Here is a 12,712-nt window from a genome sequence, read left to right as displayed (position 1 = left end):
CCCGGGAAGGGCGTGGCGCCGTTACAGGTGGCAGCCGGCGGGAGCGGGCGTCAGGCGCGTGAGTTCGAGCGTGCCGTGCTGGCCTGCGTTCGTGGTCGCGTCGAACGCATACGTCAGGGTCGCGGACGTGCAGCTGTGGAAAGCAAGGCTCGCGGTGCCGACCGCGGTCGTCGTCGTCGGCTTCGTCTCGCCGAACGCGCCGCCCTTGCTCTCGTAGATCGATATGGCGCCGATCTGTGAACCGCCCGGCAGGTTCGCCTGCAGCGTGTACCAGCGTTGTCCCGTGGCGCCGCTGCCCGCCGTGCCGTTCGCGGCGAACGTGTACCACGCGCCGAACAGCACGTGCTGGGTCGGGTTCGCATCGAGCACGAGTCCCTGTCCGTCGTTGCCGCCCACGTCCGCCCACACGCCCGACAGCAGGTACTGGCCTGCGGTCGCGCCGTTCGCGCCCGCGGGCGTGCACGTCACGTTCGGCAGCAGCCGCGTCAGTGGCGTGGTACCCGAGCGCGGCTGGCCGTCGATCACGTATTCCAGCGTCGCGTGCGAGCAATCCTCGAAATGCAGCGTGACCGCGCCCACCGGTCGCGTCGTCGTCGCCTGGAGCGAATCGAAGCGGCCGCCGACCGTTTCGAGCACGGGCAGGACCGCGGTCGTGCCGGACACCTGGCCCTGCATCGTGTACCAGCGCAGCCCGTCGGAGACATCAGGGCCATAGGCGAACCATCCGCCGAACAGGAAACCGCTGCCGGGGCCGTAGAAATCCGGTTGCACGGTCATGAGGATGCCCTGGCTCGTGGTGTCCGGATCGGCCCAAGAACCGCTGATGCCGTGCTGGTTCAGTTCGACGCCGCCGGTCGGGACGTCGCCCCAGTCCGCGACGAGGCGATCGACCGCGATCGAGCCGAGGCCGGTCGCAAGGTCGTAGCCGTCGGTGACGACATAGCCTTGCAGTCCCCCGCTCGCACCGTTCGGGCCGTTGGTGCTGTTGTTGCACGGGCTCGGCACGCTCGCGCTGCACGAGGTCACGCCGCTGGTCGCCACGGTCACGTCGTGGAACACGCCCTTCAGCGGCGAGGCGAGCGCGTACAGGCGCGGGTTAAGGTTGCCTTGCGCGCCGCCGAACTTCTGGGAGAGCAGGGCCGCGACGCCGGCCATCGCGGGCGTCGACGCCGAAGTGCCACTGCTGACGAGGAAGCTGAAGCTCCCGCCGGCGACGGCGCACGAACCGCGTTGCGCGGCCATGCAGGTGAAGTAGCCGTCATGCTGGGCCGCGGTGAACGACACGTCGGGCGTATTGCGTCCGCCCGTGGTCGGCACGCCCGGTCCGGTCTGCCAATCCGGGCGCGCGATGTACAGGCTCGTGCCACCGCCGGTCGCGCCGAGCGCGGGGTTGCCGTCGCCGTCGAAGGGTTCGTTCCATGCGCCCTCGGGGATGTAGCCGAACGCGGACCGATAGCCGGCGGCGTTGCTGTTCGACCAGTAGGCGAGCGGGTTGGTGGTGTCGGCGAACTGCGTGCCGCCGACGCAGGTGACGTGCCCCGATGCACACAGCACGTTGATCGCGAGCGACTGGTTCGGCGGCGGCGCGGCCGTGTGGTCGGCGCAGTCCGCGGCGCCCGAGTCGCCCGAGGCGACGAACACCGAGATGCCCTCGGCGGCGGCTTGCGCGAACAGGTCGTCGATGTACCGCGTGACGGACGCGCCGTTGTCGGGTTCGCAGCTGCCGTAGCTGATGCTCATGATCTTCGCGGGCGGCGGTGTCGCGTCGATCACGTACTCGATCGCTTCCTGCACGCCATTGTGCGCATCATCGTCGCCGTCGCCGGCGGTCACGAGCTTGATCGTCGCGCCCGGTGCGGTCGCACCCGCGAGTTCGACGTCGAGCGTCGCCTCGAACTGGTCGCCGACCGCGTCGCCGGGATCTTCGCAACTGGGCGCGCCGACGGTGCCGCACGTGGTCGCGGGGTCTCCCGGGTCGAGCGATCCGGGCGGAATGACGACTTGCACCGCACGCTGCGGCAGGTTCGCGATCGACTGGAAGTTGCGGACGTCCTCCGCGTAGACGCGCTCGCGCGCGACGATCGCGATGGATACGCCGCTGCCGTCGAGTGCGCTCGCCGGCGCCGCATCGAGGCCATAGATGCGCGCGAAATCGGCCGGGAAGACCACGTGGTCGCAACCGGTGGCGTCGCAGGTCGTGCCCGAGGGCGAGATCGCGGCCTTGCCGATCGATGCGCTGCGCGGTGCTCCGACGCGATGGCTCGAGCGGAAGGTGATCGCGTCGAGGCCGACCACGCCGCGCACGGCGGCTTCGAAGGCGGCCGGAATGCGTGGCGCGGATTTGGCGCCGATGCGCATGCCCTCGGTATCGTCGAACCTAGCGAGCTGCGTGCCGAATGCGCGGGCGAGATCCGCGCTGCGCCCGCCGATGCGCAGGCGCGTGCGGCTCGGCGCGACCGCCACGACATCGAGCCCCTCGCTGCGCAACCAGGCGGACAGTGCCGCGATGTCGGCGGGGCTGGCGCCGTAGCGCTCGCCGATCTCCTGCGCACCGAGCCACCGGTGGTAGCGCGGCGAACGCGGGTCCTGTTGGTCGCGCAGCAGCGCTTCGAACGCGGCCTGGCGTTCGGGCGTGCGATTGAGCACCAGGGTGACACGCTCGAGGCGCAGGTCGGCATCGACGTCGTTGCGCGCGCGCTCGGCGTGCGTCCATGCGGGGCGCGTGCCGGCGAGCGCGACGCGCCTGGCGGGGTCGACGGCCGACTTCACGAGATCGCCTTCGGCGGCGGGCGCGTGCATCGGCGATGCCGCGAGCAGAACGAGCCCCAGCCATGCGGCGACGCGATGCTTCCACATCGGGTTCATGTTCATCCTTGCGTGGTGAAAAGGTATAACGCGACAGTATGCATCGGACGGCACGGCCGCAACCGAAGCTTCGCCCAGGCGCTATGATGGCGCGTTCATCGCGGGAGAACCCATGAGTGCATCCACGACCGCGGCTCGCGCGCCGGGGTTCCGCTATTACGACCTGCTCGTCGGCGGCATGGTCGCGGTCCTGCTCTGTTCCAACCTGATCGGCCCGGCCAAGGTCTGCACGGTCACCCTGCCGCTGCTCGGCGCGCTCACGTTCGGCGCGGGCAACCTGTTCTTCCCGATCAGCTACATCTTCGACGACGTGCTGACCGAGGTGTACGGCTATTCGCGCGCACGGCGCGCGATCTGGGCCGGGTTCGGCGGCCTCGCGTTCGCGTGCGTCATGACGGTCGCGGTCATCGGCATGACGCCGAGCCCGGAGGAGCCGTTCAACCAGCAACTGCAGCCTGCGCTGGAAATCGTCTTCGGCGCGAGCTGGCGCATCATGCTCGCCTCGATGGTCGCCTACTGGATCGGCGACTTCGCCAACTCGTGGGTGATGGCGAAGATGAAGCTGTGGACCAACGGGCGCTGGCTGTGGACGCGCACGATCGGCTCGACCATCGTCGGCGAAGGCCTGGACAGCATCACGTTCTACCCGATCGCGTTCGCCGGCATCTGGTCCGGCCAGACGATGCTCAAGGTGATCGCGTTCAACTGGACCATGAAGGTGCTCGTCGAGATCGTGCTGACGCCCGTGACCTACGCGGTAATCGGCTTCCTCAAGCGCCGCGAAGGCGTCGACATCTACGACGAGCACACGCACTTCACGCCGTTCAGCCTGCGCGACGAAGGCGAACAGCGACCGCTGCGCCCCTGACACGGAGTCGCCCATGCACGCATCGACGTCCCACGGGAACACCCGTCAACGCAGGAACGGCTTCGGCGACGCTTTCCGCGGGAGCGGCTTCAGCCGCGATGCTCTTGCGCCGAACGCCCGCAGCCCAACGCTGCGCCTCACCCTCGGCACGCTGCTCGCCTTCGCCGTGCCCGCGTTCGCCGCGGACGACGTCGAGTACTTCCCGGTCACCCACGCGCCACCCGGCATGAACCTGCCATTCTCCGAAGCCGTGCGCGTCGACCGCATGCTCTACCTTTCGGGTGAAATCGGCACCGGCACCGACGGCAAGCTCGTCGCCGGCGGCATCGCGGCCGAGACCAAGCAGCTCATGCAGAACATCGGCGACACGCTCGCGCGCCACGGCTCGTCGTGGGATCGCGTCGTGCAGTGCACGGTCGCGCTCGCCGACATCAAGGACTGGCCCGCCTTCAACGAGGTCTATCGAGGCTACTTCAAGCGGCACTTTCCCGCGCGCATGGCCTACGCGACCGGTGGCCTGGCGCTCGGCGCGCGCGTCGAAGTGCAGTGCAACGCGCTCGTCGGAACCGACACGCCGCGTTGACGAAGCGACGGCGGGCGCAGCCGCCGTCGCCGCCAACCGCAGGTCGCTGCCGGTATCGCCGCGCGCGTGCGCCGGCCGATGTCGCGCAGCAGCAGCGTGATGATGAGGATCGCCTGCAGGGTCACCGTCGCGACCGACACGTACCAGACTTCGTGCAGCTCGAAGCCCGGCTGCGTCGACAGCCACCACGCGACGGTCGCGAACACGGCAACGCGTGTCGCGGTGCAATAGAGCGGCGGCAGCGTGTGGCCGAGCGCCTGGAACATGCCGGCGCAGGTGAAGATCAGGCCCTGTGCGACGAAATTCCACGAGATGATGCGCAGGAACTCGCTGCCTACGCGCACGACTTCGGCGTCCCGGGTGAAGAATCCGACCAGCAAGTCCGGTCTCCAGTGGCAGAACAGGGTGAGCACGGCCATGATCGCGCTGCCGATCAGCGCGGCCTTGTCGAAGGTTTCGCGCACGCGCGGCAGCAGGCGCGCCCCGGCGTTCTGCCCGGCGAGCGGCGCGACCGCGAACGCGACCGCCATCGCCGGCAGGAAGATCGCCTGCATCACGCGCGAGCCGACGCCGAAACCCGCCTGGGCGGCGGGACCGAACGGTCGGATGATGAAGTAGACGAGCGCGAGGAACAGGAACATCAGCGCGAACTCGCCGCCCGGCGGCACGCCGATCTTCAGGATGCGCTTCCACGTCGCGAAGTCGGGGCTGAGCAGGGCGGTGTCGACGCCGACGTACTTTTCGAGGCGCGCGAAGTACACGATCATCATGACGACGCCGGCCGCGACCGCGAGCGAGGTCGCGAGCCCCGCGCCCGCGATGCCGAGCGGCTGGCCCGTGCCCCATCCCGCGATGAGCACCGGCGCGAGGATCGCAGTGAGCACGACGGTAGCGACCTGCACGGCCATGCCCGGCTTGGCGAGGCCCGTACCGCGCAGTGCCGAACCCATCGCGATGAGGGCGAACTGCAGCGCGAGCCCAGGCAGGAACCAATGCAGGTAAGTCGTACCCAGCGCCGCCGTTTCGGCGTCCGCGCCGAGCGCGCGCGCATAGGCACCGGCGAACGCGTAGCCGCCGGCGAGCGTGATCGCCGCGAACACCGCGGCGATCAGCAGGCTCTGGTTGAACACGAGGTTCGCATCGGCCTGGTTCTTCGCGCCGACCGCGCGCGCGATCAGCGCCATCGCACCGACGCCGAGCACCTGGGTCAGGCCCATGATGATGAACTGCAGGTTGCCCGCGGTGGCGACGCCGGCGATCGCCGCGTCGCCGAGCTGCGCGACGAAATAGAGGTCGACCAGCACGTACAACGTCTGGAACAGCATGCCGATCGCGATCGGCAGCGCGAGCGCGACGAGATGGCGCGTGATCGAGCCTTGCGTCAGGTCCTTCATGGCGGGCGTTCCGGCGGGGAGGGCGGCGCATTCTGCGCCGATCCGTTGCGCCTGTAACGACTCGTCGATGAGGCGGCATCGCGATACAATGTCCCCACGGGATGGCCGCGAATCACGCCCGCGGCCCTCCAGTCTCGCTTCGATGGCGGACCGCGGCGATCATCGCGAGGCGCAGCTCGGCGCACCGCTCTTGCTCTGCGGGCTGGCCGGCGACATCGGTGCGACGCCCACGCGGCTCGCCGATGCGCTCGTGCAGATGGTCCGCGGCCTCGCCGATTGATGCCGGCGGGGCGCGCGTCGGTTACACTGCGGGGTTCCGCCGCACCTTCGAACCCCATGATCGCCTTCAGAAATTTCGCCCTGCGACGCGGCGAACGCCTGCTCCTGTCCGACGTCGACATCGCGCTGCATGCCGGCGCGAAGGGCGGCGTCGTCGGCCGCAACGGCTGCGGCAAGTCGAGCCTGTTCGCGGCCGTGATGGGCGAGGTCGAGCCCGACAAGGGCGACGTCGACCTGCCGAACCGCCTGCGCATCGCCAGCGTCGCGCAGGAGACGCCCTCGTTGCCGGACGCCGCGATCGACTTCGTCGTGTCCGGTGACGCCGAAGTGCACGCGGTGCTCGAAGCCGAGCGCGCTGCGACGGCCGCCGAGGACTGGGACGCGGTCGCGGCCGCCCACCAGAAGCTCGCCGAGATCAACGGCTACGACGCCGAAGCGCGCGCGGGCCGGCTGTTGCATGGCCTCGGCTTCAAGGCCGACACGCACCGCATGGCGGTCGCCGAGTTCTCCGGCGGCTGGCGCGTGCGCCTCAACCTCGCGCGTGCGCTGATGATGCCGTCGGACCTGCTGCTGCTCGACGAGCCGACCAACCACCTCGACCTCGACGCGGTGCTCTGGCTCGAGCAGTGGCTGCAGAAGTATCCGGGCATGCTGCTCATGATCTCGCACGACCGCGAGTTCCTCGACGGCCTCTGCACGCACACGCTGCACCTGCACGAGCAGCGCGCCAAGCTCTACAGCGGCGACTACACGAGCTTCGAGCACCAGCGCGCCGAGCACCTGCGTCTGCAGCAGATCGCGTTCGAGAAGGAACAGGCCGAGCGCGCGCACCTCGAGGCGTTCATCGCGCGCTTCAAGGCGAAGGCGAGCAAGGCCAAGCAGGCGCAGTCGCGCGTCAAGCGCCTGGCCAAGCTCAGCGGTACGGAAGCGGTGCGCGCCGAGCGGCAGATCCGCATCAACTTCCCGGAACCCGTCAAGCTTCCGCATTCGCTGCTGCGGCTCAATCACGTCGATGCAGGCTACACGCTCAGGGGCAGCACGCATGCGGGGCCGTCCGACCATGCCGTGATCGAGGACCATGGCCACGCGGTGATCGTGAAGGACGTGAAGTTCGGCCTCGAAGCCGGCGACCGCATCGGCCTGCTCGGCCCGAACGGCGCGGGCAAGTCGACCCTGGTGAAGACGCTGGTCGGCGAGCTGCCGCCGCTCGCGGGCGAGCGCACCGCGCATCCGGACCTCGTGCTCGGCTATTTCGCACAGCACACGGTCGAGTCATTGCACGAAGGGCAGACGCCGATCGACCACCTGCGCGAGATCGCGCCCGGCGTGTCGACGCAGGATTTCCGCGACTATCTCGGCCGCTGGAATTTCCCGGGCGATCGCGCGTTCGAAGTCATCGACGGCTTCTCAGGCGGTGAACGCGCGCGCCTCGCGCTCGCGCTGATCGCCTGGCGCAAGCCGAACGTGCTCCTGCTCGACGAGCCGACCAACCACCTCGACCTCGAAATGCGCGAGGCGCTCGCCGAGGCGCTCAGCGACTTCGACGGCGCGATCGTGCTCGTCTCCCACGACCGCCATCTGACGGGCCTCGTCTGCGACACGTTCTGGCGCGTCGCCGACGGCAAGGTCGAGGAGTTCAAGGGCGACCTCGACGAATATGCCGCATGGTTGCGTGCGCGCGGTTCGGGCGGCGGCACGCCGGAGCAGGGCAAGGGCAAGCGCGCGGCCGCGTAGGGCGGCACGCGCATCGCGCGTGCCGCCGCACTCGGTATCGGCACGATGCCGCGGGCTGGACCAAGCCGCGCTGGCGGCGGATCCGGTGCTGCGCCTCGGCCCGTCCTGCGCGCTTTCTTTCTGCGGGAGCGCCGGGAGGCGCGATGCTTTTGGGCCGAGGGCTGAAGAGCATCGCGGCTTCCGCCGCTCCCACAACGGATCTCCCGCGTCGGTTCAACCCCGTGCCCCGCGCGCCTGCGTTGCATCCTCCGTGGTCACCGGCGCGCCGCGCCGCCACCGACGTACGGAGATCCGCGATGGCCTGCTTCCCGAAGATCGACCAGCCCTGTCCGCTCGGCATCGATGCGCAGCGACGCATCGCCGGTTTCTGCAACCATTGCAGCAAGGCCGTGCACGGGCTCGATGCGATGAGCGACGCCGAACGCATCGCATTCGTGCGCAACGCGCCCGGGCCGATCTGCGTGTCCTACCGCCTGCGTCGCGGCGTCGCGCTCGGCCTCGGCGTCGCGCTCGCGATATCGGTGGCCGTGCCGGGCCAGGCCGATCCGGTCGGCACCGAGATCCAGGCGACGGTTTCCGCGGGCGCCGCGTCGACGGCGCCGACGCCGCCTGAGGAACCGCAGGTACTGCTCATGGGCGGCGTCAGCGATCCGAAGTCCGCCGCGATGGTCGACGGCGGGGACGACGACGTCCCGGAACTGCCGATCGTGCACGAGGCTGGCGCGCGCTGAGGCGCTTGCCGTAACCTGTCGGCGACACCCGCGCGAGGAAAACGCCGTGGCCTGCTTCCCGAAGATCGACCAGCCCTGTCCGCTCGGCATCGACGAGCAGCGGCGCATCGCCGGCTACTGCGGTCGTTGCAGCAAGGCGGTCCATTCGCTCGACGGCATGAGCGATGCGGAGCGCATTGCTTTCGTGCGCGGTGCGAAGGGACCCCTGTGCATTTCGTATCGCACGGTCGGACGTGGCGCTGCTCTCGGGTTCGGCGCTGCGCTGGCCCTGTCGTCGCCGATTGGCCACGCGCAGGACGCGGTGACGACCCAGGCGACGTCGCCGCCAGCGGAAGTCCCGCCGCCGCCGGGCATCCACGGCTCTCCGTCGTCGCCGTCGCAGGAATACGTCGACCTGTCCGGAAAGCTCGAGATGATTACCGTCGGGGGCATCAGCGACCCGGCTGCCGTCGAATTCGTCGATGCGAACGACGCATTGCCCGAACTGCCGCTCGTGCACGAAACCGACCCCGCGACGTCGCGCTGAGCCGTTGCGCTGACGTGATCAACCGGCGTCCCTGACGACGCCGGCCGCTTCGACGATGTGCATCCGCGCGATCGCGTGCATCTCACCCCGGAATCCGTCCGGCGTGCCGTCGCCGATGCTGATCGCGATGTGTCCCGCGTCGAACTTGCCGAGCGCGGCGTCGTAGCTCGTCCAGTGTCGCCCGTCCCAGGCTTGCACCCACATGTGCGGGCTGAACGCGTGCCGCTCGCCGAGGAAGTGGCTCGCGTACGACACGCCCGCGACGACGCGCGTCGGGATGTGCCGCGCGCGGGCCGCGGCGGCGAGCAGGATCGCGAACTCGGTGCAGTCGCCGCCGCGCGAGATCAGCGCTTCGGTCGCGGTCCGGTATTCGCGGAAATCGATCGTGCCGGTCAGCTTGCGTTGCACCGCGAGCACGAGCTGGTTCATCCGCGAATCGACCGTGCCGCCGGTCGCCGCGCGCGCGAACGCGATCACGCGCCGGTCTCGGCTCTGCACCCATGCGTTCGGTTCGAGGTAGCGGCGCAGGTCCTCCGCGCTCGGCGGCGCTTCCTCGCCGCAGTCGGCGCAGATCGTCAGTTCGGTCGTCGCGCCGTCGTTGCGCACGTGCTGTTCGTGTGTTTCCGGCCACGCCCAGGGTGCGCCGAGCGTCTGCACGCGGAAGCGGATCGTGCCCGCGCGCGCCGACTCGGAAATGCGGTACGGCGAGGCGACGAGCAGCTTGCGCAGGCTGCGTTCGACCTCCTCATTGCTCGGCTTCGGTTCGGCGGCGCCGGCGCCGCACGCGACGAGCAGGGCGCAGCAAAGGAGGGCGGTACGCGGGGTCGATCGCATGCGTGGAATCCGGAGTCGATGGGACGAGCGTGCGCGATGGCGCACGCGATGTCCAACGCGATCACGCGGCCGGCGGGGTCGCGCGGCGCCGCTCGCGCCGGAAGCGCGAGCGTGAGACCGGTGCTCGAGGAACACCCGGCCCTCAGGCCGTGGTTCTGCAGGTCGCGGGCGGAGGCGTCGACGCGCACCATCCGCGCGTCTACCTGTAATGGCGCGCTACGCCGGGTTCGAGGCGCTCGGCGCCGAGCTGGCCGCCGCCGCGAGGCGGTCGTCGCGGCGGTCGCGACCCAGGGATGCCTGCGGGGAGACGCGTTAACATGCGCCTCCGCCCCCGACGCCCCGTCCCGCCTGAGCATGCGCAAGCCCGACGACGACAAGCTCGACCGCATCGTCGCCGCGGCGCGCCGCGCGGCGGAGCAGCGCGAACTCGGCTACCGCGAACGCGCGTTGAAGATGTATCCGTGGGTTTGCGGCCGCTGCGGGCGCACGTTCACGCGCGCGAACCTGCCGGAACTCACGGTCCATCATCGCAACCACGACCACGACGACAATCCGGCCGACGGCAGCAACTGGGAGCTGCTTTGCGTGTATTGCCACGACAACGAGCACTCGCGCTACATCGATCACGTGCGGGGCGCCGGCTACGACGCGCCGGCGCCGCCTTCCGCGGCCGCGACGTCGAACCCGTTCGCCGACCTCAAGGCGCTGCTCGCGCACGGCAAGGGCGAGGCCTGATGCCGCCGGCGCGCCGCCACGCATGAGCGCGGTCGACGTCGAGGACGTGCTCGACACGCTGTTCCTGCCGCTCGCGCAGGGGCAGGTCGCGCTGCCTGCTCGCGCGGGCGCCGCTCGCGACGCCGTGTTCCTGCGCGCACGCACGGGCGCCTGGGTCGCGCGCTGGCGCGACGCGTTCGCCTGCGTGCAGACGTTCAAGCCGTTCGCCGACGCGCTCGAGCGCAGCGGTGCGCGGCTCGTCGACGTGGTGTCGCCGAGCGCGCCGCTCGTCCTCCTGATCCCACCGCGCCAGCGTGGCGAGGCGCGTGCGCTGTTCGCGCGCGCGGTTCGCATGGCCGCGGACGGCGGCATCGTCGTCGCGTGCCAGCCGAACAACGAAGGCGCGCGCTCGAGCATGGCCGATCTCGCACGCCTCGCCGGCGCATTGCAGGGCGCGTCGCGGCACAAGTGCCGCGTCTGCTGGACCGCACCGCTCGACGCGCGCGTCGACGCTGCACTCGCCGCGGAGTGGGGCGCGCTCGACGCGACGCGACCGATCGCCGAGGGCGCCTGGATGAGCCGTCCCGGCCTGTTCGCCTGGGATCGCGTCGATGCCGCGTCCGCACTGCTCGCCGAACACCTGCCGCCGACGCTGGGCCCGCGCGTTGCCGACCTCGGCGCTGGCTACGGTTATCTCGCCTGCGAAATCGTGCGGCGCTGCGAAGGCGTCGAGGTGCTCGACCTCTACGAGGCGGAAGCGCGTGCGCGCGAACCGGCCGAAGCGAACCTGCTCGCGACACTCGCGGCGAACCGGCGCGCGATCGCGACCGCGTTCCTCTGGCACGACGTCACGCGCGGCCTGCCGCGCCGCTACGATGCGATCGTGAGCAACCCGCCGTTCCACCAGGGGCGCGCCGACGAGCCCGCGCTCGGCCGTGCTTTCATCGAGGCGGCCGCGAACGCGCTCGAGCCGCACGGCGTGCTGCTGCTCGTCGCGAACCGCCACCTGCCGTACGAGGCGACGCTCGCCGCGCGCTTCCGTGCGCTGCGCACCGTGGTCGAGCGCGACGGCTACAAGGTCATCGAAGCAAAGGAACCGCGCGCGTGAAACTCGTCAAGCTCATCGCCAACCTCGGTTATGGCAGCCGCAAGGAAGTCACCCAGATGTTCCGCGCGGGCCGCATCACCGACGCCGACGGCGAGGTGCTGTACGCCGACGACAGGGTCGAACACGCGCGCATCCGCATCGACGGCGAGCCGCTCGATCCGCCGCCGGGGCTCGTGCTCATGATGCACAAGCCGGTCGGTTACACCTGTTCGACCAAGGACGCCGGGCGCATCGTCTATGACTTGCTGCCGCCGCGTTGGCGCGCGCGCAGCCCCGCGCTGTCGACCATTGGCCGGCTCGACCGCGACACCTCGGGTCTCTTGCTGTGGACCGACGACGGCGCGCTGCTGCACCGGGTCATCTCGCCACGCGCGGCGGTGGTGAAGGTGTACGAGGCGACGCTCGCGCACGACCTGCGCGGTGACGAGGCCGCGCTGTTCGCGAGCGGCACGCTCATGCTCGAATCGGAAACGACGCCACTCGCGCCGGCGAAACTCGAAGCGCTCGGGCCACGCCGCGCGCGCCTGTCGATCAGCGAAGGCCGCTACCACCAGGTACGGCGCATGTTCGCCGCGGTCGGCAACCACGTCGACGCGCTGCACCGCAGCGCCATCGGCGGCCTGGTGCTCGACCAGCTGCCTCCTGGCGAGTGGCGCGCGCTCGGCACCGACGAAGTCGCATCGATCTTCGCAAGTCCATGCATCCCCGCGTAGGGCGGTACGCGCGCAGCGCGTGCCGCCGAAGCGCCGCGGTCGACGCGCGCCGTCGCGGGATTGCGGCGGGACTCGCGCTGCGCGCTCGACCCGCCCTACGAGGCTGCACAGCAGCGCCATCGGCGGCCTCGTGCTCGACCACGTGCCTGCGGGCGAATGGCGTGCGCTCGGTACCGACGAAGTCGCATCGATCTTCGGAAGTCCTCGCATCCCCGCGTAGGGCGGTACGCGCGCAGCGCGTGCCGCCGAAGCGCCGCGGTCGACGCGGGCCGTCGCGGGATTGCGGCGGGACTCGCGCTGCGCGCTCGACCCGCCCTACGAGGTTTCGATCGTTTCCCGCGATGACCTACACCCTCGTGTAGG

The 12,712-nt window shown here is 70.3% G+C and carries 11 protein-coding genes and 1 pseudogene; 9 read left to right on the top strand and 3 right to left on the bottom strand.

Annotation, left to right across the window (positions count from 1 at the left end):
- Positions 1 to 21: 21 nt before the first annotated feature.
- Positions 22 to 2,865 (bottom strand): S53 family peptidase, encoded by a 2,844-nt coding sequence (locus ACTHK2_RS17015; RefSeq protein ID WP_440246929.1) that lies wholly within the window; start codon positions 2,863 to 2,865, stop codon positions 22 to 24.
- 112 nt (positions 2,866 to 2,977) lie between these two features.
- On the opposite strand from ACTHK2_RS17015, the gene ACTHK2_RS17010 reads away from it, so the two are divergent.
- Together ACTHK2_RS17010 and ACTHK2_RS17005 are read left to right on the top strand one after the other, a co-directional pair.
- On the top strand, positions 2,978 to 3,733 hold the full coding sequence (locus tag ACTHK2_RS17010) for a queuosine precursor transporter (protein WP_440246928.1): 756 nt from the start codon (positions 2,978 to 2,980) through the stop codon (positions 3,731 to 3,733).
- A 13-nt stretch (positions 3,734 to 3,746) separates the two neighbouring features.
- The gene (locus ACTHK2_RS17005) at positions 3,747 to 4,316 is read left to right on the top strand and encodes a Rid family hydrolase (protein ID WP_440246927.1); all 570 of its coding nucleotides are present in this window, start codon (positions 3,747 to 3,749) and stop codon (positions 4,314 to 4,316) included.
- On the opposite strand, the gene ACTHK2_RS17000 is transcribed toward ACTHK2_RS17005, so the two are convergent.
- Positions 4,235 to 5,710, bottom strand: coding sequence for an MATE family efflux transporter (locus ACTHK2_RS17000; RefSeq protein WP_440246926.1), 1,476 nt, complete (start codon positions 5,708 to 5,710; stop codon positions 4,235 to 4,237). The two genes, ACTHK2_RS17005 and ACTHK2_RS17000, sit on opposite strands and share 82 nt — an antisense overlap.
- 142 nt (positions 5,711 to 5,852) lie before the next feature.
- Between ACTHK2_RS17000 and ACTHK2_RS16995 the strand changes: the two genes are divergently transcribed.
- The 4 genes and pseudogenes from ACTHK2_RS16995 (at position 5,853) to ACTHK2_RS16980 (ending at position 8,980) form a co-directional block, all read left to right on the top strand.
- Positions 5,853 to 5,990: a hypothetical protein gene (locus tag ACTHK2_RS16995; protein ID WP_440246925.1), complete on the top strand. Its 138-nt coding sequence runs from the start codon at positions 5,853 to 5,855 to the stop codon at positions 5,988 to 5,990.
- 56 nt (positions 5,991 to 6,046) lie between these two features.
- Positions 6,047 to 7,696 (top strand): annotated as a pseudogene (locus ACTHK2_RS16990) (ABC-F family ATP-binding cassette domain-containing protein); the annotation flags it as partial.
- A gap of 323 nt (positions 7,697 to 8,019) precedes the next feature.
- Positions 8,020 to 8,454, top strand: coding sequence for a hypothetical protein (locus ACTHK2_RS16985; RefSeq protein ID WP_440246924.1), 435 nt, complete (start codon positions 8,020 to 8,022; stop codon positions 8,452 to 8,454).
- Positions 8,455 to 8,500: 46 nt separating this feature from the next.
- The gene (locus ACTHK2_RS16980) at positions 8,501 to 8,980 is read left to right on the top strand and encodes a hypothetical protein (RefSeq protein WP_440246923.1); all 480 of its coding nucleotides are present in this window, start codon (positions 8,501 to 8,503) and stop codon (positions 8,978 to 8,980) included.
- A gap of 18 nt (positions 8,981 to 8,998) precedes the next feature.
- On the opposite strand, the gene ACTHK2_RS16975 is transcribed toward ACTHK2_RS16980, so the two are convergent.
- Positions 8,999 to 9,814, bottom strand: a complete 816-nt coding sequence (locus ACTHK2_RS16975) for a transglutaminase domain-containing protein (protein ID WP_440246922.1) — start codon at positions 9,812 to 9,814, stop codon at positions 8,999 to 9,001.
- Positions 9,815 to 10,168: 354 nt separating this feature from the next.
- Here ACTHK2_RS16975 and ACTHK2_RS16970 point away from each other — a divergent pair, with 354 nt between their 5' ends.
- From ACTHK2_RS16970 to ACTHK2_RS16960, 3 genes are read left to right on the top strand one after another with little or no spacing between them, the layout of a single operon-like run.
- On the top strand, positions 10,169 to 10,549 hold the full coding sequence (locus ACTHK2_RS16970; protein WP_440246921.1) for a YajD family HNH nuclease: 381 nt from the start codon (positions 10,169 to 10,171) through the stop codon (positions 10,547 to 10,549).
- 22 nt (positions 10,550 to 10,571) lie between these two features.
- On the top strand, positions 10,572 to 11,636 hold the full coding sequence (locus tag ACTHK2_RS16965) for a class I SAM-dependent methyltransferase (RefSeq protein WP_440246920.1): 1,065 nt from the start codon (positions 10,572 to 10,574) through the stop codon (positions 11,634 to 11,636).
- Positions 11,633 to 12,349 carry a pseudouridine synthase gene (locus tag ACTHK2_RS16960; RefSeq protein ID WP_440246919.1) on the top strand — a complete coding sequence of 239 codons (717 nt, stop codon included), beginning with the start codon at positions 11,633 to 11,635 and terminating at the stop codon, positions 12,347 to 12,349. Before ACTHK2_RS16965 ends, ACTHK2_RS16960 begins: the two co-directional genes overlap by 4 nt.
- Positions 12,350 to 12,712 lie beyond the last annotated feature (363 nt).

This window comes from Dokdonella sp., assembly GCF_051958935.1.
Classification (GTDB): domain Bacteria; phylum Pseudomonadota; class Gammaproteobacteria; order Xanthomonadales; family Rhodanobacteraceae; genus Dokdonella_A.
This window is presented reverse-complemented; position numbering and strand designations above follow the sequence as displayed.

Bases quoted from the DNA above. Each gene is read 5' to 3' on its own strand.
- ACTHK2_RS17015 (WP_440246929.1), bottom strand. From the start codon at position 2,865: ATGAACCCGATGTGGAAGCATCGCGTCGCCGCATGGCTGGGGCTCGTT.
- ACTHK2_RS16995 (WP_440246925.1), top strand. From the start codon at position 5,853: ATGGCGGACCGCGGCGATCATCGCGAGGCGCAGCTCGGCGCACCGCTC.
- ACTHK2_RS16965 (WP_440246920.1), top strand. From the start codon at position 10,572: ATGAGCGCGGTCGACGTCGAGGACGTGCTCGACACGCTGTTCCTGCCG.
- ACTHK2_RS17005 (WP_440246927.1), top strand. From the start codon at position 3,747: ATGCACGCATCGACGTCCCACGGGAACACCCGTCAACGCAGGAACGGC.
- ACTHK2_RS16970 (WP_440246921.1), top strand. From the start codon at position 10,169: ATGCGCAAGCCCGACGACGACAAGCTCGACCGCATCGTCGCCGCGGCG.
- ACTHK2_RS17010 (WP_440246928.1), top strand. From the start codon at position 2,978: ATGAGTGCATCCACGACCGCGGCTCGCGCGCCGGGGTTCCGCTATTAC.
- ACTHK2_RS17000 (WP_440246926.1), bottom strand. From the start codon at position 5,710: ATGAAGGACCTGACGCAAGGCTCGATCACGCGCCATCTCGTCGCGCTC.
- ACTHK2_RS16985 (WP_440246924.1), top strand. From the start codon at position 8,020: ATGGCCTGCTTCCCGAAGATCGACCAGCCCTGTCCGCTCGGCATCGAT.
- ACTHK2_RS16975 (WP_440246922.1), bottom strand. From the start codon at position 9,814: ATGCGATCGACCCCGCGTACCGCCCTCCTTTGCTGCGCCCTGCTCGTC.